This window comes from Nocardia sp. NPDC055053 (genome assembly GCF_053608285.1).
In genome coordinates, this window is the sequence record NZ_JBSGVD010000041.1 from 13,763 (window position 1) to 36,141 (window position 22,379).

Below are 22,379 nucleotides of genomic sequence, written 5' to 3' on the forward strand. Positions count from 1 at the left end.
CGCGGTAGACCCTTTGTCGTGCCGCGGTACCGCGACGGCCCACCCGGTGCGGGCTATTTGATCAGGTAGGGGGAGACCGAGCTGCGGTGTTCGCTGATGTCGAGGGCCTTGCCAAGGGGTGGGAAGGCTCGTTGGGGGCAGTTGGAGCGGACGCAGACGCGGCAGCCCGCGCCGATGGGGGTGGCGGTGGCTTCGCCCAGGTCGATGCCGTCGGCGTAGACGACGCGGCCCGCGTGGCGGAGTTCGCAGCCGAGGCCGATGGCGAAGGTTTTGCTCGGCTGGCCGTAGCGGGTGGCGCGGCGTTCTACCGTGCGGGCGACCCAGAGGTATTTGCGGCCGTCGGGCATCTGGGCGATCTGGGTCATGATCTTGCCGGGGTAGGCGAAGGTCTCGTAGACGTTCCACAGTGGGCAGGTGCCGCCGCTGGCGGAGAAGTGGAAACCGGTGGCGGACTGGCGTTTCGACATGTTGCCCGCGCGGTCGACGCGGACGAAGGAGAACGGGACGCCGCGCAGGCTCGGCCGCTGCAGGGTCGAAAGCCGGTGGCAGATGGTCTCGTAACTCTGCGAGAAGAAGGCCGACAGGCGCTCGATGTCGTAGCGGAAGTCCTCGGCCACCTCGTGGAAGTGGGTGTAGGGCAACACCGTCGCGGCGGCGAAGTAGTTGGCCAGGCCGAGCATCGCCAGCTTGTGTGAGGCGTCGGAGGCGAAATTGCCCTCCTCGACCAGCTTGTCGAGCAGCGGCCCGCACTCGAGGTAGGCGAGCTCGGCGGCCAGCTTGAAGGTGCGCTGCCCGCCGGACAGGTGCGGGGAGATCTCGAGCTGCTTGGTCTCGGGGTCGTAGTGGTGCAGCACGCCCTCGCCGAGGTCGATCCGCTCGACGATCCGCACGCCGTGCGAGCGCAGCAGCCGGACGATCTCGGTGCTCACCTCGCCGCCGTGGAAGCGGATGCGTGTGGTGAGGTCCTCGGCCGCGGTGTCGAGTTCGTGGATGTAGTTCTGGCGCTGATAGAAGTAGTCGCGCACTTCCTCGTGCGGCTTGCTGATCGCGGCGCTGCCGGAACCGTCGGAGAAGCGGTCCTCGGTGGCTGCGGCCAGCTGGGCGCTGGTGTTGCGGTACCGGTTGTGCATGGCGACCAGGGCGCGCGCCATGCTCGGATGCGCCGAGACCATGTCGGCGATCTCCTGGGTGTCGGCCTCGATGCCGAGCTCGGCGTCCATCACGACTTCCTGGAGTTCGGCGATGAGCCGGGTGTCGTCGTGGGCGGAGAAGAAGGCGGGGTCGACGCCGAAGACCTCGTTGATCCGCTTGAGCACCGGCACCGTGAGCGGGCGCACGTCGTGCTCGATCTGGTTGAGATAGCTGGCCGAGATCTCCAGCTTCTGGGCCAGCGAGACCTGGCTCAGCCCGCGCTCGGTACGCAGCTGGCGCAGCCGCGCACCGACATAGGTCTTGGCCATATGTCCAGTTTATGGGCGGTTTCGCAGCCTTGCCAATGGATTCTTAACAGCGTGGGCTGAGCGATGTGTCACACCGCCGGGTTACGGTCGTCGAGTGCTGTTCAGCGATGTCGTCGCGGCCTCGGCGGCGGTGCGAGCGACCCGGTCACGCAAGGCGAAGATCGCCGCGCTGGCCGAGCTCTTCGCTGCCGCGAGCCCGCAGGAAATCGGGACCGTGGTGGCCTGGCTGTCCGGTGAGCTGGTGCAGGGCCGGATCGGGGCGGGCTGGCGCACGGTGGCCGGGTTGGACACGCCGCCGAGCGCGGCGGCGCACCTCACCGTCGGCGCGGTCGACGATGTCTTCTCGCAGCTGACCGGGCTCAGCGGCACCGGCTCGACCCTGCGCCGACGCGAACTGCTGACGTCGCTGTTCACGGCCGCGACGAAGGACGAACAGTCCTTCCTGATCCGGCTGCTCACCGGCGAACTCCGCCAGGGCGCACTGACCGCGGTCGTCGTCGAAGCACTGGCCACCTCTACCGGCATCCCGGTCGAGGTGGTGCGGCGCGCGCACATGCTGTCCGGGCAGCTGCCCGCGACCGCAGCCGCCGCGGTCACCGGCGGCGAGGCGGCGCTGTCCGCGTTCCGGCTCGAGGTCGGCAGGCCCGTCGCGCCGATGCTCGCGTCACCCGGCGGCTCGCTGGACGAGGCGCTGGCCGAACTCGGCCCGCGGGTGAGCGTCGAACACAAGCTCGACGGCGCCCGCATCCAAGTGCATCGCAGCGGCGAGCGGGTGTGGGTGTTCACCAGGACCCTGCGCGACATCACCGCGGGCGTTCCCGAGCTGGTGGAGCTGGTCGCGGGCCTGGACTGCACCAGCGTGGTCCTCGACGGGGAGACCCTGGCGCTGACCGACGCGGGCCGCCCGCGCCCGTTCCAGGAGACGATGAGCCGGTTCGCCACCGTCGGCGACACCAGGGAGCTGCTGCTGCACCCCTATTTCTTCGACTGCCTGCACCTCGACGGCGTCGACCTGCTCGACGAGCCGCTGCGCGTGCGCCGCACCATGCTCGAGCGGGTGGCGGGCGAGCACAGCATCCCCGCGCTCGTCGCCCCCGATGCCGAGGCCGCCGCCGAGTACTACGACGACGCGCTGGCCGTCGGCAACGAGGGTGTGATGGTCAAGTCGCTCGACGCGCCGTACGCGGCGGGCAGGCGCGGCAAGGCCTGGCAGAAGATCAAACCGGCGCACACCCTCGACCTGCTGGTGATCGGCGCGGAATGGGGGTACGGCAGGCGCACCGGGTTCCTGTCGAACCTGCACCTGGGCGCTCTCGATCCGGAGACGGGCGAGCCGGTGATGGTCGGCAAGACGTTCAAGGGCCTCACCGACGAGCTGCTGCGCTGGCAGACCGAACAGTTCCCGCGCTACCAGACACACACCGACGGCCACGCCGTGTTCCTGCGCCCCGAACTCGTCGTCGAGATCGCGCTCGACGGCGTCCAGACCAGCACCAGGTACCCAGGCGGCGTCGCGCTGCGGTTCGCCAGGGTGCTGCGGTACCGGCCGGACAAGGAGCCAGCGCAGGCCGACACGATCGACGCGGTCCGCGCGCTGGGGGCCGCAGGCTGATCCGGCGAGGATTTTCCCGCAACGGTTTGGCAATCCGGTGCGGGCATACGACACACTGTTCGGGTGAGCGCCGAACTAATGGTCCTGTTGATCGTCATCGCCACAGCTCTCGTATTCGACTTCACCAACGGATTCCACGACACGGCCAATGCCATGGCGACCTCGATCGCCACCGGTGCCTTGAAGCCGCGCGTTGCGGTGGCGCTCTCCGGCGTGCTGAATCTGATCGGTGCTTTTCTGTCGGTATCGGTGGCGGCGACCGTGGCCAAGGGCATCGTCCAATTGAACGAGGTGGGCGGGCAAGACCTGCTGGTCATCGTGTTCGCCGGCCTGGTCGGCGGCATTCTGTGGAATCTGCTGACCTGGTTGCTCGGCTTGCCGTCGAGTTCCTCGCACGCCCTGTTCGGCGGGCTCATCGGCTCCACGATCGCCGCGCTCGGCTGGAGCGGCGTGATCTGGGTGTCGGGCTCGGAAGGCGTGCTGATCAAGATCGTGATCCCCGCGATTCTGGCCCCGGCGATCGCCGCGCTGGTCGCCGCCATCGCCACCTACCTGGTCTACCGGATCACCCACGGCGTCGACGAGGACAAGTCGAACGAGGGCTTCCGCTGGGGCCAGATCGGGTCGGCGTCGCTGGTCTCGCTCGCCCACGGCACCAACGACGCGCAGAAGACGATGGGCATCATCTTCCTGGCGCTGGTCGCCTACGGCTCGCTCGACAAGGACGACCACATGCCGCTGTGGGTGATGTCGGCCTGTGCGGTCGCGATCGCCCTCGGCACCTACCTCGGCGGCTGGCGGATCATCCGGACGCTGGGCAAGGGCCTGGTCGAGATCGAGTCGCCGCAGGGTCTCGCGGCGGAGTCGACCTCGGCGGCGATCATTCTCACCTCCGCGCACTTCGGCCTGCCGCTGTCGACCACCCAGACCGCGACCGGCGCGATCCTCGGCACCGGCATCGGCAAGGGCGCCGAGGTGCGCTGGCGGGTGATGGGCCGGATGGCCGTCGCCTGGCTGCTGACGCTGCCGATGGCGGGCATCGTCGGCGCGATCTGCTGGGCGATCGCGCACCTCATCGGTGGCCTGCCCGGTGTCCTCGTCGTCTTCGGGATCCTGATCTTCGGTGCGCTCGCCATCTACCTGCGGTCGCGGCGTGACCCGGTCGGCACCCACAATGTGAACGAGTGGCCCGACGGTGCGCCGCCGCAGTCGTCGATCGAACAGAACCACGCCGGGTAGAGGGGAGCGAACGTGCATACCGTGATCACGAATCTGAGTTCACTGTGGGAAGTGGTGCTGGCCGCGCTGGTCTTCGGCGCGGGCGTGCCCGCCGTGTTCGCCTTCGCGGTGCGCTGGTGGGCCAAGGCCGAGACGGTCGACGCGCAGGGCCGCGTGCACCGGAACTACCCGGCCCTGGCGGGCGCGCTGATCTGCCTGGTCGTCATCGTCACCGTGGTGATCGCCGGAATCCTGTTCACCGCCAAGGCGTTCATCGCCCACCAGTTCGGTATTCATCTGTTCGGTCAAGCATGAGCGAGGACTCGATGACAGAGCCGTCCCCCCACCCCGCCGTCCGGCCGAACCTGCTCTCGCGCGTCCTCGGCTGGCTGCGCGCCGGATATCCGCAGGGCATCCCGCAATCGGACTATGTCGCGTTGTTCGCGGTGCTGCACCGGCACCTCACCGACTACGAGGTGGTGGTGATCGGCGAGAAACTGATCGAGGCCAACCCGAACCGGGAATCCATCAGCCAGGCCGAGATCGAAGCGGCCATCACCGATTTCGCCAAGCAGCAGCCCGATCCCGACGACGTCTCCCGGGTGGCCTCGCACCTGGCGGCCGGTGGCTGGCCGCTGGCCGAACCGCTCGACGACAGCGAGGCCTGACAATTCCGCTGTGCCAGTGGAATTCATGACCTGGACAGTTTTCGATTCGCCCGGATGCCCGGCGGTTGCGCGCTAGCATTCACGGGTGGTTCGGCGTGTGAATGAAACCGATAGTGGTCGTAGTTACGGTGGATTGTCGCGTCAGCAGAGAGTAGCCATGCGCCGCAACCGGTTGACCGACGCGGCGCTGGAACTATTCGGTACCCAGGGTTATTCGTCGACATCGATCGAGCGCTTGTGCGCGACGGCGAATGTGTCGACCCGCAGTTTCTACGAAGACATCGGTAGTCGCGAGGCGCTGTTGATCGCGCTGGTCGACCGGCTGAACACCGCCGCCCTGCACCGTGTCGACGAGGCCTTGGAACGGGCAAGCGAGCAGCCGCTGGTGGTGCGCGTGGTGGAGAGCTTCCGCGCGTTTCTCGCCGTGACCTGCCGCGACCGGCGCGCGGCCAGGGTGTTCTATGTCGAGGTGGTCGGTGTGAGCCCGGCGGTGGAGGAATGGCGGCGCGCGCAACGGCGCTCGGTCTCCGGCCTGCTCACCAGGGAAGCGCAGCGCGCCGCCGCACGCGGGGAAGCGGAATCGCGCAGTGTGCACCTGTTCGCGCTCGCCCTGATCGGCGCGGTGAATTCCCTGGCCCAGGAGATGGTGCACGCGACCGTTCCCGGTGACGCGATTTCGGTCGACGAGATCTGCGACGAGATCGCTTACTTCATCCGGTCCGGGCTCTCGGTTCAGCCGTCGGCACTGCCGACCTGACCGAACGCGAAACGGGAGGCATCGCCGATCGGATGCCTCCCGTTTGCGGGTGTTCGCTGAATCAGATACCCATGCCCTGGGCGAGCAGCGGCCACGACTCGTGCAGCGCCTGCTCCCAGTACGGCCAGTAGTGGGTGCCCATCGGGGTGAACTGGTAGGTCGCCGGGATGCCCAGCGAGTCCAGCTTGGTCTTCAGGTTCTGGCTGCACGCGTTGGTCGCGGCTTCGATGCCGATACCGAGGCCGAGGTTGATCACGCCCATCGGGCCGGGCGAGCCGTTGAGGTAGTACGCGACGTCGGCGTTGGTCGGCATGCCGCTACCGCTGGAGATGTAGAGGTTGGTGCCGCGCAGCTTCTCCGCGTTGACGACCGGGTCGTTCTCGACCCAGGCCGGGTCGTTGTCGGCGCCGTACATGTTCGCGGTCTTGCCGCCCGCCCAGGTCTCCACGGAGAACTTGACGGCCTGCTTGCCCATCGGGTCGGCGATCTGCGCGCAGCCGCTGTAGGCGGCGACGGACTTGAACAGCCCCGGCTTGGCCTCGGCCAGCTGCAGCACCGAGGTGCCGGAGGTGGAGAGCCCGGCCAGCGCGTTGAGGCCGGTCGAGTTGAGGGTGGCGTCGAGCAGCGGCGGCAGCTCCTGGGTGAAGAAGGTGGTCCACTTGTTCAGACCGAGCCGCGGGTCTTCCTGCTTCCAGTCGGTGTAGTAGCTGCCGCGGCCACCTATCGGCTGGATGACATTGACGTGCTTGTCGGCGAGGAAGTCGAGTGCGTTGGTCTGCGCTGCCCAGCTCGCCGAGCCCTCGCCGGCGTCCAGGCCGTTGAGCATGTAGAAGTTGGGCGCAGGCTTGGACTCGTCGACAGGCCGCTGCACGTCGATGGTGATGTCCTTCTTCATCGCCGCCGAGTACACCTTCAGATGCCACGTGCGACCGTCCTTGACGACGGACGACACTGCAGAGGCCTTCTCGGGCTCGGCGGATGCGGCGCCGCCTGCGGCGATCACGGCCACCGACAGGGCGGCAGTCAGAGCCACGGCGGTGGTGCGCAGGGCGGCCACGTTACGTAGTGCAGAGAGCTTCATCGAACAGTCGGTTCCCAGTCCACGGGCCCTGTCGGCCCCGTCATCGCAGTGTTTCCCCCGTCGGCCGAGCGGTATGCGCTCGACGGCCGTTGGGCTGTCAGATCCTCCGACACTCTATGTCCTCCGGCGGGACAATTTCGTTACGGTGCAGAATTGTCGGTGACTTCACGCACGATTGCGGACCGCAAATAACAGTCCGGATTCGCAAATGCCGCCGTAATCAGCCGCTTTATGGGCGATTCACGTCACAAGCGATTCCGATTGCCGAGTTCGGGCAGGCCCTAGATCGCCAGGCCGACCGCCGCCGATCCGTAGTCGCGGCGGGCGGCCAGGCGTAGGCCTGCTCGTGCGGCGAGGAAGTCGGCGGTGACGAAGACGGCGGTTTCGGCGGGGGTGCGCGGGCCGGACTCGAGGCCGGCGGGCACGTGCAGGCGGGCCAGGGTCGGCTCGTCGAAGCCGCCAGCGCGCAGGTCGTCGAGGCGGCGGGCCTGGTCGGCGGGGGTGCCGAGGGCGGCAAGGTAGCCCAGTTCGGGGAGGCGAAGGGCGACGGTGAGCAGCGGGATCTCGAAGCGTGGCTCGTTGGCCAGCACGACGATGCCTGTGCTGCTGTCGATTTCGCCCGCGGCGGAGAGGGTGTTCAGGTAGCGGTGCGGCCAGTCCACGACGACCTCGGCGCCGGGGAACGAGGCCGGGTCGGCGAACTCGGGACGCGAATCGCAGATGCTGACCCGGTAGCCGATCATCCGCGCCTGGGCGGCCAGGGTGGCCGCGTACGCGTTGGCGCCGAAGATGATCAGGCGCGGCGGCGGGCAGTAGGACGCGACGAACAGGTCCGACTCGGGCAGGGCGACGAGCTCGGTGGCGTGCTTGCGATCGGTGACCAGGTGCTGGCCGATGACATCGGGGTCCTGATTCCACACCACGGTGAAGACGGTGACCCGGCGATGGGCCTGGATGTCGGCGGCGATGGCGGGGAATTCGGGAAAGTCGCGGCAGGAGAACGGCTCGACGAAGATGTCGACCAGCTGGCCGTCGTCGGAGACCGATTCCATTCCGGTGATCAAACTGTAGCGACGTAGTTGCCGTATCCCGGTCTGCGCGGCTTCCAGTGCCGCGGCGTAGACGGTCTCTTCCAGCCGCCCGGACGCGATGGATCCGAAGACTCCGCCATTGGGTGTGACGAGCATTCCCGACCCGATAGACAGCGCGTTGGTGCCGATGGTACGGACCACGGTGGCGAGACCGCCGGTACGGCCCGAATGCCACACTCGCAGAAGGTCATCGACGATATCGCGCATATCTCAAATCTCCGATCACCGTGCGCCGACTTCCGGGAAATCGCGATCGGTCCCTGTCGCCAAGTCGTCGCACGTGACGCACACCATATCCTGTCTACCGCCCAAATAGGAACCTGCGCCGACATCACCTACGGACGCTGCTGAAATGGCGTCCCAGTGCTTGTTCTCGATCACAACGGGATGTCCAGGTGTGTCGGAGAACACACCACGTGCGAGTCCGCTCTCGCTCGCGCGGGCCGCGGCGAGCACCCGTGCGACGACATCGGCCCCGATATCGGGAAGATCGACGGGCAGGAAGGCCACATAGCGCGTGCCCGCCTCGGCGGCCGCGCGCAGGCCCGCGCGCACCGTCGCGGAGAGCCCGGTGGCCCAGTCGTCGACCCATCGCCACGCGGTGTCCGGCGGCAGTCCGAGCCCGGCTGGATCGGGTCCGGTGGCGCCGAGCAGAACGACCACCGGATCGCAGCCGCCGTCGCGCAGGGCGGTGATCGCCGAGCGCAGCCAGGCGCCGTTCTCGGCGAGTGCCTTGGGTTTGCCGTAACGGGTGCCGGCGCCCGCCGCGAGGACGATGCCGGTGCACGCCGACGGCACGGCCGGGTCGATCTGGGGCATGGCGGTGAAATTAATAGGGCAATGTTGCCGGTCGATGACAACGGGGGAGCACAAGGACGACGACACGCCGACATGACCGAGTGCGCAACGGTGGCGGCTGCCGGGGGATCGGGCGATGCTGGATCGATGACGAGCGAAGCGATCGGCCTCGCGGGATTCAACGCGCTATCCGCCCCGGCCGCCGAGGCGGCATTGCTTTCCTGTTGCTCCGCGCCACGCTGGGCGCGGGCGGTCGCCGCCGCCCGTCCCTACGCCACCGCGGAGTCGCTGTTCGACGCCGCCGACGCCGCGCTGGCCGCGCTCGACGACGCCGAGATCGACGAGGCGCTGGCCGGCCACCCGCGGATCGGCGAGCGCCCGACCTCGGCGGCATCGGCCCGCGAACAGTCCGGGGTGTCCGGTGACGAGGTCAAGGCAGAGCTCATCGCGGGCAACCGCGCCTACGAGGCGAAGTTCGGCCATATCTACCTGGTCTGCGCGGCAGGGCGCGGCGGCGAGGAACTGCTCGCCGTCCTGCGGGCGCGGCTGGACAACGATCCGTCGACCGAAAGGCAGGTCATGCGTACCGAATTGGCGAAAATCAACCGGCTGCGGCTCGCGCGAACGGTGGCGGGCGCGTGACCGGCCTGAGCACGCACGTGCTCGACGCCGTGCGTGGGGTGCCCGCCGAAGGCGTCGCGGTCTGGCTGATGCGCGGCGACCAGCGCCTGACCGAGGCGCTGACCGATTCGGACGGCCGGGTGAAAGAACTCGCGGCCGGGCTGAATCCGGGTGACTACCGGTTGTTCTTCGATACCGGCAGCTATTTCGCGGCGCAGGGCACCGAGGCCTTCTATCCGGAGGTTTGTGTCGCGTTCACGGTGGGTGAGCAGCCGCATCTGCATGTGCCGCTGCTGTTGTCGCCGTTCGCCTATTCCACCTACCGAGGGAGCTGAGCAGATGGCACTGAGCGGTCCGATCGTGTTGACCGACAATCGTTATGGCAAGTCCGAGAACCGGGTGGTGCGGTTCTACAAGGAGAATGCGCGGCACGAGATCCGCGATGTGAATGTCTCGACCACCCTGCGCGGTGATTTCGCGGCGGCCTACATCGAGGGCGACCAGCGTCATATCCTGCCCACCGATACCCAGAAACACACCGCCTTCGTGTTCGCGAAGAAACCGGGCCTGGACACCGTCGAGGACTACGCGATCGCACTGGCGAAGCATTTCGTCGACACGGTCGAGCCGGTGTCGAGCGCGCGGATCGATGTGGATTCCTATGGGTGGCAGCGGGTCTCGGTGAACGGGCACGAGCACGACCACACCTGGGTGCGGCAGGGCCCGGAGGTGCGCACCGCCGCGGTGACCGTGGCGGGTAAGGGCGACGCGCGGCAGACGTGGGTGGTCGGCGGGATCAAGGACCTGGTGCTGCTCAAGTCCACCGGCTCGGAGTTCGCCGACTTCCGCACCGACGAGTACACGACGCTGGCCCCCACCCACGATCGCGTGCTCGCCACCTCGCTGATCGTGCGGTGGCGCTTCGCCGAGATCGGCGGATTCGGCTGGGACGAGGTGTACGAGGGCATCAGGGCCACGCTGCTCGAGCTGTTCGCGACGACCTACTCCAAGGCATTGCAGCAGACGCTGTACGCGATGGGAAACGCGGTGCTGGAACGGTTCCCGGTACTCGCCGAGATCCGGCTGTCGGCGCCGAACAAGCACCACTTCGAATACGACCTGGCGCGATTCGGGATCGAGAACAAAGGGGAGGTCTGTTTGGCGGCGGATCGTCCGTACGGCTCGATCCACGCGACGTTGCAGCGCGCGGACGCTCCCGAAGCGGGGCTCGCATGGCTGCCGTGACCGATCTGGTGATCGACGGGTGCGCGGTGGTGACCGTCGACGCGGCGGGGACCGAATACCGCGACGGCTGGGTGACGGTGCGGGGCAATCGGATCGATGCTGTCGGTGCGGGTAGGCCGCCCGCGTTCGGGCCCGAGGTGACGCGGATCGATGGCCGTGGGTGCGTGCTCACGCCCGGTCTCGTGAACACCCATCACCACCTGTACCAGTGGATCACCCGCGGTCTGGCCGCCGACAACACCCTGTTCGAGTGGCTGACCACGCTGTACCCGGTGTGGGCGCGGATCGACGAGAAGTCGGTGCGGGTGGCGGCGACCGGTGCGCTGGTCGCGCTGGCGCGCAGCGGCTGCACCACGTCGTCGGATCATCACTATGTCTTCCCGCGTGGTGGCGGGGATCTGCTCGCGGCCGAGATCGGTGCCGCGTCGGCGGTCGGGCTGCGGTTCCACCCGGCGCGGGGGTCGATGGATCTGGGCGAGGGCGAGGGCGGGCTGCCGCCCGACGAGGTGGTCGAGTCGATCGACGGCATTCTCGCCGCGAGCGCCGCGGCGATCGAGCAGTGGCACGACCCGTCCTTCGACGCGATGGTGCGGATCGCGCTCGCGCCGTGCTCGCCGTTCTCGGTGACCGGTGATCTCATGCGCGAGTCCGCGGCGCTGGCCAGGTCGGCCGGGGTCCGCCTGCATACCCATCTGGCCGAGACCGACGACGAGCTGGACTTCTGCCTGGAGAAATTCGGGTGCACGCCCGCGCAGTACATGGAACAGCTGGGCTGGCTTGGTTCCGATGTCTGGTTCGCCCATGCCGTGCATCTCGACGATCCGGCGATCGGCGCGATGGCGCGGACCGGGACCGGCGTCGCGCACTGTCCCACGTCCAACGGCAGGCTCGGGGCGGGGATCGCGCGCACCGCGGATCTGGTGGCGGCGGGGGTACCTGTCGGCCTCGGTGTCGACGGCGCGGCCAGCAACGAGTCGAGCTCGATGATCGAGGAACCGCGCAATGCGCTGCTGTACGCGCGGGCCGTCGGCGGGCCGCGGGCGATGACCGTGCGTGCCGCGCTGGAACTGGCGACCATGGGTGGGGCGCGGGTGCTCGGGCGGGACGCCGAGATCGGGTCGATCGAGCCGGGCAAACTGGCCGATCTGGCGCTGTGGCGGCTCGATACGCCCGCGCACGCCGGCATCGAGGACCCCGTCGTCGCGCTGGTGCTCGGGTCGGCGCCGCCGCTGGCCGCGCTGCTGGTGAACGGGCGCGAAGTGGTGCGTGACGGTGTCGTCACGACGGTGGACGAGGCGGCGGTCGGCGCTGATGTCGCCCAGGCACAGGCCACGCTGCTGGCCGGTGCGTGACGCCGCCAGGCGGTGGTGCCGATGGTCTCTACCCGCCGGTCGCAGCGCGCTGAGCTGTGGCGACGGCGCAATCGGCGCACACTGGATGACGTACACCGGGTTAACCACCCCGCAATCCGGCGCGGGTGTCGCGCAACATCGTGGCAACTCCAGACCCCTACTGTGGCTGGTGAGGCAAGCGAGGTGAACGTGGATCTTGACACTGTTCGGGAGGTGGTTCTCGCCCGCGACCGCGCCGACCTGGCACAGGTCGGCCCCGGTAGCGCGGTCCTGGCGGGCGGCACCTTCCTGTTCTCCGAACCGCACGACCACCTCGACCGGCTCGTCGACATCACCACGCTCGGCTGGACGCCCCTGCTGGAGCGCGGCGACGGCCTCGAGATCGCCGCGACCTGCACGCTCGCGCAACTGGCTGGCGCCGGGCCTGGCCGGGAACTCGGGTCGGCGGTCCTGCGACCGGAGTGGCCTGGCACCGCGCTGTTCGCGCAGGGCTGCCGGGCGCTGCTGGCCTCACACAAGATCTGGCGCACGGCGACGGTCGGCGGGAACGTCTGCCTGTCGCTGCCCGCCGGCGCTGTCCTCGGTGCGCTGGTCGCGCTGGACGCCGCGGTGACCATCTGGCCGAGCGGTGGCGGCGAGCAGCGAATCGCGATGCGCGACTTCGTTACCGGAGACGGTTCGAATGTCCTTGCCAGCGGCGCGGTGGTGCGGTCCTTCCTTGTTCCTCCGTCGAGCTTGGTGGCGCGCACCAGTTTTCGCAAGATCGCGCTGGCTCCGCTCGGTCGTTCCGGTGCGGTGGTGATGGGAAGGCGCGCGGCCGACGATCGGTGCGCGATCACCGTGACCGCGTCGACGGTGCGCCCGGTGGTCCTCGACTTCGACTCCGTGCCGGGCGATGTCGACGTCGCCGCGGCGCTGGCCGGGATCGAGCCGGAGCTGTGGTTCGACGACCCGCACGGAGCGCCGGACTGGCGCGCGCACGTGACCGGGCTGCTGGCCGCCGAGGTGGCAGCCGAGCTCAGGGAGGCGGCGTGAACTCAGGTGGTGGCGCATGCGGCTGAACATCGACGGCCGCGGGGTCGAGGTGACCGCGCGGCCAGGTCAGTGCCTGCGCACCCTGCTTCGCGAACAGGGCGAACTCGCGGTCAAGAAGGGGTGCGACGCCGGCGATTGCGGAGCCTGCTCGGTCCTCCTCGACGGTGAACCGGTCCACTCCTGCTTGATTCCCGCCTACCGCGCCGAGGGTCACAGTGTGACGACGGCGGCGGGGCTGGGTGGCGACGATGGTCCGAACCCGGTGCAGCGCAGCTTCGTCGATAATGCGGGTTTCCAATGTGGTTTCTGCACTGCGGGAATGGTGGTGACAGCGACAGGTTTGAGCACCGCCCTGTCGCCTGATGCTGAGCCCGACCCGACAGAACTCGGATCCGCGGCCCCTGACCCCGCTGACTCGCTGACGCAGCGAGCTACAGCTGTCGGCGCCGCGCACACCGACCCGCATCGGCAGACCGCGGTGATCGATGCCGAGCGCGCCGAGCTGCTGAAGGGGAACCTGTGCCGCTGCACGGGTTACCGCGCCATTGCCGACTCCTTGGAGTCCTGTGCATCACTGTGTACAACTTCCCGGCAAGCGCCCGTGCGCACACCGACCCCCGCACCCGCACCTGCACGTGCTTCGGCCGCCGGGGCAGAGGCGGAATGGATGTCGGCTCCGGCGCCTGCTTCCGTGCCAGGCGACGAATCTGCGTCCGAACTCGAGTCCACGCCGCTACCGGGGTCTGACTCCGCCGGCGCGCCGTCGGCGGACCCTCGGCCGACGGGGCGACCGAGGGTCGGTACGGAAGCGCACGGCGAGGAGCTCGTCGCAGCGGGACCCGCGGTCGGCTCGTACCTGAAGGGTGCTCGGGGGCCCGGCGAGCGCACCACCGTTTCGCCCGGTGAAGGACCGTCGGTCGGCGATTCGGCGGTGCGGGCTGTCGCGGCGCGGGTCGATGGGGCGATGCGGCAGAAGTATGGCGCCGGGCAGATCGGGGATGGGGTCGGGGCGCCGGCTGGGGTGCGGATTGTGCGTGGTGGGGAGGCGTTCACGTTCGACGTGGTGCCGGGGGCGGGGGAGCAGCTACCGCCGAGTGCGCCGTGGCATCTGGCCGTGCTCGCCAGTCCGCATCCGCATGCGCGCATCGTGTCCATCGATACCGTTGCGGCGCGGGCGGTTCCGGGGGTGCGGCTGGTGCTGACGCACGCGGACTCGCCCGCGACGGCGTTCTCGACGGCGCGGCATGAGTTTCGGGAGGACGATCCGGACGACACGTTCGTGCTCGATCGGGCGGTGCGGTTCGCGGGGCAGCGGGTGGCCGCGGTGGTGGGGGAGACGCTGGATGCGGCGCGGGCCGGGGTGCGTGCGCTGCGTGTCGAATACGAGGTGCTGCCAGCTGTCTTCGAGCCAGAGGCCGCACTGGCCGACGACGCGCCGAAGCTGCACGCCGGCAAGCCCGAGTCGGCGCGCATCGCCGACAGCCACCGTAATCTGGTCGCCGAGATCCATGGCGGGGTCGGTGATTTCGACGGCGGAATCGAGCGATCCGCGAAAGTCGTGCACGGGGTGTGGCATTCGCCGCGCGTGCAGCATGTGCATCTGGAAACCCACGGTGGTATCGGCTGGCTCGACGACGCGGACAGGCTGGTCGTCCGGACGAGTTCGCAGGTGCCGTTCCTGGTGCGCGACGAACTGTGCCATGTGTTCGGGCTCGACCGGGACCGCGTCCGGGTGTTCACGGCGAGGGTCGGCGGCGGGTTCGGGGCGAAGCAGGAGATGCTGGTCGAGGACCTGATCGCGCTGGCGGTGCTGCGGACGGGGCATCCGGTGCAGTACGAGTTCACCCGCACCGACGAATTCACCTCGGCTCCCTGCCGTCATCCGATGCGGGTCGCGGTGACCGCGGCCGCCGACGAAGCGGGCATCCTGACCGCGCTCGCGGTCGACGTCCTCGCCGACGCGGGCGCCTACGGCAATCACAGCGCGGGCGTGCTGTTCCATTCCGTCGGCGAATCGGTGGCGGTGTACCGCTGCCCGAACAAGCGGGTCGACGCACAAGCGGTGTACACCAACAACGTTCCCTCCGGCGCGTTCCGCGGCTACGGGCTGGGCCAGGTGATCTTCGCCGTCGAGTGCGCGATCGATGAGCTGGCCCGCGAACTCGGGATCGATCCGTTCGAATTCCGCCGCCGCAATGTGGTGGTTCCCGGCGACCGGTTCACCGGCGCCGAAGTCGACGAGGGCGACCTGACCTTCGGCAGCTACGGCCTCGATCAGTGCCTCGACACCGCCCAGCGGGCGCTGCGCCGCGGCAACGGTGTCACCGCGCCGGGCCAGGACTGGCTGGTCGGCGAGGGCATGGCGGTCGCGATGATCGCCACCGTGCCACCGCGTGGTCACCACGCCGACGCCACCGCGCGCCTGCTCGCCGACGGTTCCTACGAGATCGGTGTCGGCACAGCCGAATTCGGCAACGGAACCACCACCGTGCACGCCCAGCTGACCGCGACCGCACTCGCCACCACCGCCGACCGGATCAGGATCAGCCAGTCCGACACCGACGTCGTCGGCCACGACACCGGCGCCTTCGGCTCCACCGGCACCATGGTCGCGGGCAAGGCCTCCTACGCGGCCGCGCTGGAACTGCACGCGATGCTGCTGGCCAGGGCCGCCAAGATCAGCGGGCACCCCGAACGCGAATGTCGGCTCGAACGGGGTGGCGTGCGCTGCGGCGATGAGCTGATCACCGCGACCCAGCTGCTCGCCGACGGTGACCTCCTCGCGCACGGCACCCACGCGGGGACCCCGCGCTCGGTGAGTTTCAATGTGCACGCCTTCCGGGTCGCGGTCCGGCCGAGCACCGGTGAGGTGCGGATTCTGCAATCGATCCAGGTGGCCGACGCGGGCACGGTGCTCAACCCGGTGCAGCTGCGCGGTCAGGTGGAGGGTGGGGTCGCCCAGGCGCTCGGCACCGCGCTCTACGAGGACATGCGCACCGACCGCGGTGTGGTGACCACCAGGACGCTGCGCCACTATCACATTCCGCAGTTCGCGGATCTGCCCCGCACAGAGGTCTATTTCGCCGAAACCAGTGACGAGCTCGGCCCGCTGGGTGCCAAATCGATGAGTGAGTCCCCCTACAACCCGGTGGCACCGGCCCTGGCGAACGCGATCCGCGACGCCATAGGTGCCCGACCGGACCGACTACCGATGACCGCCGACAGGGTGTGGCGGACCATCAAGGAAGGAGCCGCCGGGTGAACTCCCATCTTCCCGAACACATCCGCGCCCGCATCGAGGCCAGGCTCGACGCCGTCGACGCCGAGCTGCGGACGCGCTACCCGGGAGCGGGTGATCGGGTCCAGCCGGTGCACACCGCCTATGTGGGCGCCGACCGCGCCACCGCCGACACACCGTCGGACTGGGGCGCCACCGCGCTCGACCTGCTCCATCGGCACGCCGACTTCCTCGTCGGCCTCGATGTCACCAACGCACTGCCCGCCGTCCGGCGCAGGCTCTCCGAGCAGCCGGTGCAGGACCTGCGGATCGACTTCGAGGACGGCTACGGCTTCCGCGCCGACGACGAGGAGGACGCGGCCGCGACCGCCGCGGGCAAAACGCTGGCGAACTGGGCAGGAAAGCCCGGAGCCCCTGACTCGTTCGGCATCCGCACCAAAGGATTGGCCGCGAACGAGCGCAGACGCGCACTGCGCACACTCGAGCTCGTGCTCGACGGGGCAGGCGGAGTGCTGCCCGGCTTCGTCTTCACCGTTCCGAAAATCAGAGCGGCCGATCAGGTCTCGGCGATCGTCGACCTGTGCTCCGGCATCGAGCGTGGCAATGGTCTGCCCGATCGGACCCTGCGCTTCGAACTGCAGATCGAGAGCCCGCAGGCGATCATCGCCCCCGATGGCAGCGCGCCGATCGCTCGCATGCTCGCTCTCGCCGACGGGCGTTGCAGCGCACTGCATTTCGGCACCTACGACTACACCGCCGCCTGCGGCATCGCCGCCACCGACCAGGCGCTCGACCACCCGGCGGCCGATTACGCCAAAACCGTGATGCAGGTGGCCGCAGCGCAGACCGGGGTGTGGATCTGCGACGGGTCAACCCAGATCGTCCCCGATGACGACCCCGAAGGCGCGTTCCGCAATCACCACCGCCTGGTCGAGCGGGCGCTGCGCCGCGGCTACTACCAGGGCTGGGACATGCACCCCGGTCACCTCGTCACCCGCTGGCTTGCGACCTACGACTTCTTCCGCACCGCCACCGACGTCGCCATCCCGCGCTTGCAGGTCTACCTCGATCGGCGCTCGGCCGGCGTCGTCGACGAACCGGCTACCGCCGAGGCCCTCGCGACCACCGTGCTGCGCGGACTGAGCTGTGGCGCCACCACCGAAAAGGAACTGCTGACTCGCGCACCGGAACTGACGGCCCCGGTCCTCGGGGCACTGGTCGCGCGCCTTCCACCGCCACCGGGCAAGTGATGGCGCACTGCGCGGACGCACGACACAACGAGGTGCACGTCGGGGACCGGCGGCGCCGCAGGGACAGGAGGCACGGTGAGCGAACACTTCATGCTCTTACCCGATCTGGCGGTGCGGGCGCTCGGCGGTTCCGTGATCTGGGCGAACGACGAGTTCTTCGCGGAGAAGGAGAACCTGATCAGCCCGGGTCCGGCCGAGTATCAGCCGTCGACGTTCGGGCACAAAGGCCAGGTCTACGACGGGTGGGAAACCCGCAGGCACCGCGGCCAACCCGGTGACGACAGTGCGATCGTGCGACTCGGTGTACCCGGGGTGATCCGCGGCGTCGTGGTGGACACCGCCTGGTTCAAGGGGAACTATCCGCCGGAGGTGACGCTGTCGGCACTGGCGATCGACGGCTATCCGCCCGCCGGCGAGATCGCCGCGCGGACCGACTGGGTGACCCTGCTCGACCGGGTGAAGGTGGGTGGTGACAGTCGCAACCCGTTCATCGTCGACGACGGAAACCGCTGGACCCACGTGAAACTCACCATGCACCCCGACGGTGGCGTCGCCCGCCTGCGCGTGCACGGCGAGGGCAGGCCCGACCCGGAGCTGCTCGGTCTCGGCCCGCTCGACCTGGCCGCGCTGGAGAACGGCGCGCTGGTGCTCGACTGCTCGAACCGCTTCTACAGCTCGCCCAACCAGCTGCTCTACCCCGGCCTCGCCCGTGTCATGGGCGACGGCTGGGAGACGGCCCGCCGTCGCGACGACGGAAACGACTGGGTGCGCATCAAATTGGCGGGTCCCGGTGCGGTCCGGCTCGCCGAGATCGATACCTCCTGCTTCCTCGGCAACAGCCCTGGTGCCGCCTCGCTCACCGGATTCACCACCGACGGAACCGAAGTCGAGTTGCTGCCGCGCACCGACCTGCTGCCCGACACCAGGCACCGGTTCGCGCTCACGCCCGCGGCCGCTTCCGTCGAGGAGGTGCGGCTCGACATCTACCCCGACGGCGGACTCGCCCGGCTCCGTCTGTACGGGGAGCTGGGCGGATGAGCGAGGTCCGCGACTTCGTCGGCTACGGACCTAGACCACCGGACCCACAGTGGCCCGGCGACGCGCGCATCGCCGTGCAGTTCGTGCTGAATTACGAAGAGGGCGGGGAGAACAACGTCCTCGACGGTTCGCCGCACTCGGAGACGTTCCTGTCCGAGGTGACTCCGGCCGAGGCCTTCCCGAACCGGCACATGAGCATGGAATCGCTGTACGAATACGGCTCGAGAGCAGGCCTGTGGCGGGTGCTGCGCGCCTTCGAGCGGCGCGGCCTCCCGCTCACCATCTTTGCGGTGGCGCGCGCGATGCAGCGCAATCCCGAAGCGGTGGCGGCCTTCCGGGAGCTTGGCCACGAGATTGCCTGCCACGGCTTGCGATGGAAGTCGTATCAGCTCGTCGACCGCGACACCGAACGCGCCGATATGGCCGAAGCGGTGCGCATCCTCACCGAGCTGACCGGCGCGGCCCCGCTCGGCTGGTACACCGGTCGCGACTCTCCGAACACCCGCGAACTGGTGGTCGAGCACGGCGGCTTCGTCTACGACTCCGACTCCTACGCAGACGACCTCCCGTACTGGACCGAGGTCGATGGCCATGACCATCTGGTCGTCCCCTACACCCTCGACACCAACGACATGCGCTTCGCCTCCCCGGCAGGCTTCCCCAGCGGCGAACAGTTCTTCGCCCACCTGCGCGACGCCTTCGACGTGCTGTATCGCGAAGGGGCCGAAGGCAGTCCGAAGATGCTCTCGGTCGGCCTGCACTGCCGCCTCGCGGGCCGCCCGGCGCGCACCGCGGCGCTGGAACGCTTCCTCGAACACGTGCAGACGCACGACGGGGTATGGGTTGCCCGGCGCATCGACATCGCCGAGCACTGGCGGGAAGTGCACCCACCGACGGCATGAGCGCGGCCGGCTGGAGAAGGAGGCAGTGTTGATCCTGGTTACCGGGGTGGGAGGTCAGCTCGGGCGGCACCGAACATCTGCTGAGTACAGCGCAATTCGGGTACACCATCCTGCCGCAGGGGTGTCGGCCTGATCCGGCGGTGACGACGACTGCGGCGTCCGCGAACTTGTGCCGCGACGGCTTCGTCGAACGTACCGCCCACCCGACCATCCCACCCCAGGTGGACTACACGATCACCGACCTCGGCCGCGGACTGGTCGAGATGGGAACCCGGGTGATCGACTGGACCAGGGAAAACGCCGACACCATCGCGTCGGCTCGGCGGGTATGGGATTCGGACAACCCGGCACCGACGACCGCGCGCCGCTGAGTCGGGGCCATCTGGTAATCCGCCTGGTAGGAGGCGGAAATAGCAGGTTTGTGGGATGCCGGATACGCCGGAAAAGTCCTAGCGTCGAGTATGCGAATCAATCGAATCGAGCGCGACATCACCGCTCTTGCCGACGAGCTGGAAGTTCCGGGTATCGGCCACCTGCCGGTGAACGCCTACGTTCTGCATGCGGCAGAGCCTGTCGTCGTCGATACCGGGCTCAGCCTGCCCGGTCGCGGATTCATCGAGGCGCTGGCCTCGGTGGTGGACCCCGCAGACGTGAAATGGATCTGGCTCACGCACCCAGATCGCGACCACACCGGATCGCTGTTCGACCTGCTCGACGCCGCGCCGAACGCGCGGCTGGTCACGACTTTCCTCGGTGTCGGCATCATGTCGTGCGCGCGGCCGGTCCCGCTGAACCGCGTGTTCCTGCTGAACCCGGGGCAATACCTCGACGTCGGCGATCGGCGTCTCACCGCGTTTCGCCCACCGCTGTTCGACAATCCGAGCACTGTCGGGTTCTACGACGAGAGCAGTAACTCGTGCTTCTCCTCGGACTGTTTCGGCGCGCCGATGCCCAGCGCCGAACTCGCGACCGCCGACGACGTGGGCTACGCACCCAGCGCTGCGGTGCGCGCGGCGCAACATCTCTGGGCGGCGGTGGACAGCCCGTGGGTGCGCATCGTGGACGAGGGCAAATTTCTCGCCACCGTCTCGGAGTTGCGCGCAATGGACCCGCAGCGGATCCTCAGCACACACCTTCCGCCTGCCGAGGGACGTACGCCGGAGTACGTGGAGATGCTGGCCACGGCGCCGTCCACCGATCCGTTCGTCGGGCCCGATCAGGCCGCGCTCGAACAGATGTTGGCGAGCTTCGAGCCGCCGACGAGTTGAGCCATCGCTGGAACATTTCGTCGATCATGTGGGGGCGCGGGATGGGCGACCCTAGAGCCCAGCAGCATGCAGGACGGCCAACCGCAATTCGCCCGATGTCACCACCGAAACACCCCACGCATAGCCCTCGAACGAACTCGGTTCGAATCGCTGCGCTGTCAGGCGAACAGTCCGCGGACGAAGGGGAGGGAGTCGGTGAGGGAGGCGTTGACGGTGGCGTCGTGGTCGGTGGGGTAGGTGCGGATGGTGACCGGCTGGCGGTTGGCTTCGAGGACCGCGGCGAAGCGGAGTGTCGCGGGGGTGACGACATCGGTGTCGCGGAGGCCTTGGCCGAGGAAGAGGGGGCGGTCGTAGCCGGATTCGGGGAGGCCCATGTAGTGGGAGAGCAGGCCGTGTAGGTCGGGAATCGAGGACAGGGGGCGGGTGAACATGCTGCCGAGGCTGGGCTTCGCGGCGGCTAGCTCGTCGCCGAGGGGGCCGATGCAGGTGGTGGCGGCGCGGTCGAGCCAGGTGCGGCCCGAGTCGGTGAGCAGGCCCGCTATGTCGAGGTCGGGGAAGGTGGTGCGCAGGCCGTTGAGGATGTAGAGCACGTAGGCCGACAGGTGGGAGCTCAGGGCGATGGGTGGCATGCCGGGGCCTAGTAGCTGGATGACGTCTTCGATGTAAGCGGGGACGCCGGTGCCGACGGCGCCACGGTAGTCGAGGGTCGGGCCGCCGAATTCGGTGGCGTAGCGGGCGGTGAACACCGCGGCGCCGCCGCCCTGGGACTGGCCGACCACGGCCCATTTGGTGGACAGGTCCGGGTACTGCGCGGTGGCCGCGTCGACGGCGTCGACGACGTTGTGCGCTTCCACGATGCCGTTCAGGTACGGATGCTCGCCAGGGCCGCCGAGGCCCGCGTAATCGGCGGCCACGATCGCGTAGCCCTGGTTCAGCCAGGTGCCGAGGTAGGCCCAGTCGCGCTCGACCGCGGCGGGTCCGGCCACGCTGTAGGCGCAGTCGTCGCCGAGGCCGACCGTGCCGTGTGCCCACGCGATCACCGGCCAGCCACCTTCGGGGGCGGTGCCCGAAGGGAAGTACACGGCGGCGCTGGTCGTGGTCGGCCGGTCGCCCGCGGTGGTCGACCGGTAGATCAGTCGCTCGGCGCGCGCCGAGCCGGGCAGCGTCGCCGCGGCGGACAGCGCCTCGACGCCGACGACCGTGCCCGCCGCGCCGGGCTGCGCGCCGGCGGCTGCCGGAACCAGACTCACCGCGGCCGTCGCCGCCACCACTGCCAGCGATGTCGCCGCGATCTTGGAAATCCTCATGGGGTCACCTTGTCGTTTTCACGGACGAGTGTCCAGGACGCGATCCGAGGTGCCCGCCCAGTGACGACACGCACACCATTCCCGCCCGGCGTGGTGTGTGAAACAGGTCACAGGGTGGCAGGCTTGGGCGTGTCGGGTCGCACCCGGCGGGCGAGCGCTAACAGTACGGGCGTTATGCTAAAACTCCTGGTCAGCGCTACCCGTCGGTAGGCTCGGTGCTTGCAATCAACCCGCAAATTTCGCAAAGTTAGCAAACGCGGCGGCAAACCTAGCTGAGATTCACATAAGCAACAGGTAGACGGCTATTTCCTGGTGTGCCATCGTGTGGAAGTACACCCCTTGGGCCCTAGCTAGTCCTAGCAAGCCTGCAAATTGCTCCAGCAGTACGAACCGCGCAACCGAAAGCGTTCAGCCGCCGGTTGTTTCAGGATCGGACCG

The 22,379-nt window shown here is 68.7% G+C and carries 21 protein-coding genes and 1 pseudogene; 16 read left to right on the forward strand and 6 right to left on the reverse strand.

The window, feature by feature from the left end; genetic code table 11:
- Positions 1-53: 53 nt before the first annotated feature.
- Positions 54-1,460 (reverse strand): acetate metabolism transcriptional regulator RamB, encoded by a 1,407-nt coding sequence (gene ramB, locus ACWF82_RS29570; protein WP_452506467.1) that lies wholly within the window; start codon positions 1,458-1,460, stop codon positions 54-56.
- 94 nt (positions 1,461-1,554) lie between these two features.
- Between ramB and ACWF82_RS29575 the strand changes: the two genes are divergently transcribed.
- The 5 genes from ACWF82_RS29575 to ACWF82_RS29595 all read left to right on the forward strand — a co-directional run bounded on the left by ACWF82_RS29575 (position 1,555) and on the right by ACWF82_RS29595 (position 5,715).
- Entirely contained in the window at positions 1,555-3,072 is a 1,518-nt protein-coding gene (locus ACWF82_RS29575; RefSeq protein WP_452506469.1) for an ATP-dependent DNA ligase, read from the forward strand.
- A 63-nt stretch (positions 3,073-3,135) separates the two neighbouring features.
- Positions 3,136-4,311 carry an anion permease gene (locus ACWF82_RS29580; protein ID WP_452506471.1) on the forward strand — a complete coding sequence of 392 codons (1,176 nt, stop codon included), beginning with the start codon at positions 3,136-3,138 and terminating at the stop codon, positions 4,309-4,311.
- Positions 4,312-4,323: 12 nt separating this feature from the next.
- The gene (locus ACWF82_RS29585; RefSeq protein ID WP_189025320.1) at positions 4,324-4,605 is read left to right on the forward strand and encodes a hypothetical protein; all 282 of its coding nucleotides are present in this window, start codon (positions 4,324-4,326) and stop codon (positions 4,603-4,605) included.
- A gap of 11 nt (positions 4,606-4,616) precedes the next feature.
- A complete protein-coding gene (locus tag ACWF82_RS29590) occupies positions 4,617-4,958 on the forward strand; it encodes a DUF3349 domain-containing protein (protein WP_452506473.1) in 342 nt (113 codons plus the stop codon).
- A 157-nt stretch (positions 4,959-5,115) separates the two neighbouring features.
- A complete protein-coding gene (locus ACWF82_RS29595) occupies positions 5,116-5,715 on the forward strand; it encodes a TetR/AcrR family transcriptional regulator (RefSeq protein ID WP_452506474.1) in 600 nt (199 codons plus the stop codon).
- A 61-nt stretch (positions 5,716-5,776) separates the two neighbouring features.
- Here ACWF82_RS29595 and ACWF82_RS29600 read toward each other — a convergent pair whose 3' ends face one another.
- The 3 genes from ACWF82_RS29600 to ACWF82_RS29610 form a co-directional block, all read right to left on the reverse strand.
- Complete coding sequence (locus tag ACWF82_RS29600; protein WP_452506476.1) at positions 5,777-6,796, reverse strand: alpha/beta hydrolase; 1,020 nt, start codon at positions 6,794-6,796, stop codon at positions 5,777-5,779.
- 281 nt (positions 6,797-7,077) lie between these two features.
- Entirely contained in the window at positions 7,078-8,094 is a 1,017-nt protein-coding gene (locus ACWF82_RS29605; protein WP_452506478.1) for an XdhC family protein, read from the reverse strand.
- A gap of 15 nt (positions 8,095-8,109) precedes the next feature.
- A complete protein-coding gene (locus tag ACWF82_RS29610) occupies positions 8,110-8,706 on the reverse strand; it encodes a nucleotidyltransferase family protein (protein WP_452506479.1) in 597 nt (198 codons plus the stop codon).
- A 126-nt stretch (positions 8,707-8,832) separates the two neighbouring features.
- Between ACWF82_RS29610 and uraD the strand changes: the two genes are divergently transcribed.
- From uraD to ACWF82_RS29665, 11 genes are all read left to right on the forward strand, one after another.
- A complete protein-coding gene (uraD, locus tag ACWF82_RS29615) occupies positions 8,833-9,327 on the forward strand; it encodes a 2-oxo-4-hydroxy-4-carboxy-5-ureidoimidazoline decarboxylase (RefSeq protein WP_452506481.1) in 495 nt (164 codons plus the stop codon).
- A complete protein-coding gene (gene uraH / locus ACWF82_RS29620; RefSeq protein WP_452506483.1) occupies positions 9,324-9,641 on the forward strand; it encodes a hydroxyisourate hydrolase in 318 nt (105 codons plus the stop codon). The genes uraD and uraH overlap by 4 nt, the downstream gene beginning before the upstream one ends.
- A gap of 4 nt (positions 9,642-9,645) precedes the next feature.
- A complete protein-coding gene (gene pucL, locus ACWF82_RS29625; protein ID WP_452506485.1) occupies positions 9,646-10,551 on the forward strand; it encodes a factor-independent urate hydroxylase in 906 nt (301 codons plus the stop codon).
- The gene (locus tag ACWF82_RS29630; RefSeq protein WP_452506487.1) at positions 10,539-11,903 is read left to right on the forward strand and encodes an 8-oxoguanine deaminase; all 1,365 of its coding nucleotides are present in this window, start codon (positions 10,539-10,541) and stop codon (positions 11,901-11,903) included. Before pucL ends, ACWF82_RS29630 begins: the two co-directional genes overlap by 13 nt.
- A gap of 189 nt (positions 11,904-12,092) precedes the next feature.
- The gene (locus tag ACWF82_RS29635; RefSeq protein ID WP_452506489.1) at positions 12,093-12,938 is read left to right on the forward strand and encodes an FAD binding domain-containing protein; all 846 of its coding nucleotides are present in this window, start codon (positions 12,093-12,095) and stop codon (positions 12,936-12,938) included.
- A 16-nt stretch (positions 12,939-12,954) separates the two neighbouring features.
- Complete coding sequence (locus tag ACWF82_RS29640; RefSeq protein ID WP_452506491.1) at positions 12,955-16,200, forward strand: molybdopterin-dependent oxidoreductase; 3,246 nt, start codon at positions 12,955-12,957, stop codon at positions 16,198-16,200.
- Positions 16,197-17,426 carry a DUF6986 family protein gene (locus tag ACWF82_RS29645; RefSeq protein WP_452506493.1) on the forward strand — a complete coding sequence of 410 codons (1,230 nt, stop codon included), beginning with the start codon at positions 16,197-16,199 and terminating at the stop codon, positions 17,424-17,426. Before ACWF82_RS29640 ends, ACWF82_RS29645 begins: the two co-directional genes overlap by 4 nt.
- A gap of 90 nt (positions 17,427-17,516) precedes the next feature.
- A complete protein-coding gene (gene alc, locus ACWF82_RS29650; protein WP_452506525.1) occupies positions 17,517-18,464 on the forward strand; it encodes an allantoicase in 948 nt (315 codons plus the stop codon).
- Complete coding sequence (gene puuE / locus ACWF82_RS29655; RefSeq protein ID WP_452506495.1) at positions 18,461-19,366, forward strand: allantoinase PuuE; 906 nt, start codon at positions 18,461-18,463, stop codon at positions 19,364-19,366. The genes alc and puuE overlap by 4 nt, the downstream gene beginning before the upstream one ends.
- Before the next feature lie 140 nt (positions 19,367-19,506).
- Positions 19,507-19,737, forward strand: a complete 231-nt coding sequence (locus tag ACWF82_RS29660) for a winged helix-turn-helix transcriptional regulator (protein WP_452506497.1) — start codon at positions 19,507-19,509, stop codon at positions 19,735-19,737.
- A gap of 90 nt (positions 19,738-19,827) precedes the next feature.
- Entirely contained in the window at positions 19,828-20,634 is an 807-nt protein-coding gene (locus ACWF82_RS29665; RefSeq protein WP_452506498.1) for an MBL fold metallo-hydrolase, read from the forward strand.
- Between the two features lie 57 nt (positions 20,635-20,691).
- Here ACWF82_RS29665 and ACWF82_RS29670 read toward each other — a convergent pair.
- Positions 20,692-20,796, reverse strand: a pseudogene (locus ACWF82_RS29670) (type II toxin-antitoxin system VapC family toxin); the annotation flags it as partial.
- Positions 20,793-21,941, reverse strand: a complete 1,149-nt coding sequence (locus ACWF82_RS29675) for an alpha/beta hydrolase (protein WP_452506500.1) — start codon at positions 21,939-21,941, stop codon at positions 20,793-20,795. The pseudogene ACWF82_RS29670 and the gene ACWF82_RS29675, both read right to left, overlap by 4 nt.
- Positions 21,942-22,379 lie beyond the last annotated feature (438 nt).

What these genes read in the sequence shown, in the direction of transcription:
- pucL (WP_452506485.1), top strand. Translation starts at nt 9,646, where the DNA reads ATGGCACTGAGCGGTCCGATCGTGTTGACCGACAATCGTTATGGCAAG.
- puuE (WP_452506495.1), top strand. Translation starts at nt 18,461, where the DNA reads ATGAGCGAGGTCCGCGACTTCGTCGGCTACGGACCTAGACCACCGGAC.
- ACWF82_RS29665 (WP_452506498.1), top strand. Translation starts at nt 19,828, where the DNA reads ATGCGAATCAATCGAATCGAGCGCGACATCACCGCTCTTGCCGACGAG.
- ACWF82_RS29590 (WP_452506473.1), top strand. Translation starts at nt 4,617, where the DNA reads ATGACAGAGCCGTCCCCCCACCCCGCCGTCCGGCCGAACCTGCTCTCG.
- ACWF82_RS29630 (WP_452506487.1), top strand. Translation starts at nt 10,539, where the DNA reads ATGGCTGCCGTGACCGATCTGGTGATCGACGGGTGCGCGGTGGTGACC.
- ACWF82_RS29675 (WP_452506500.1), bottom strand. Translation starts at nt 21,941, where the DNA reads ATGAGGATTTCCAAGATCGCGGCGACATCGCTGGCAGTGGTGGCGGCG.
- ACWF82_RS29640 (WP_452506491.1), top strand. Translation starts at nt 12,955, where the DNA reads ATGCGGCTGAACATCGACGGCCGCGGGGTCGAGGTGACCGCGCGGCCA.
- alc (WP_452506525.1), top strand. Translation starts at nt 17,517, where the DNA reads ATGCTCTTACCCGATCTGGCGGTGCGGGCGCTCGGCGGTTCCGTGATC.
- ACWF82_RS29600 (WP_452506476.1), bottom strand. Translation starts at nt 6,796, where the DNA reads ATGAAGCTCTCTGCACTACGTAACGTGGCCGCCCTGCGCACCACCGCC.
- ACWF82_RS29595 (WP_452506474.1), top strand. Translation starts at nt 5,116, where the DNA reads ATGCGCCGCAACCGGTTGACCGACGCGGCGCTGGAACTATTCGGTACC.
- ACWF82_RS29610 (WP_452506479.1), bottom strand. Translation starts at nt 8,706, where the DNA reads ATGCCCCAGATCGACCCGGCCGTGCCGTCGGCGTGCACCGGCATCGTC.
- uraD (WP_452506481.1), top strand. Translation starts at nt 8,833, where the DNA reads ATGACGAGCGAAGCGATCGGCCTCGCGGGATTCAACGCGCTATCCGCC.
- ramB (WP_452506467.1), bottom strand. Translation starts at nt 1,460, where the DNA reads ATGGCCAAGACCTATGTCGGTGCGCGGCTGCGCCAGCTGCGTACCGAG.
- ACWF82_RS29605 (WP_452506478.1), bottom strand. Translation starts at nt 8,094, where the DNA reads ATGCGCGATATCGTCGATGACCTTCTGCGAGTGTGGCATTCGGGCCGT.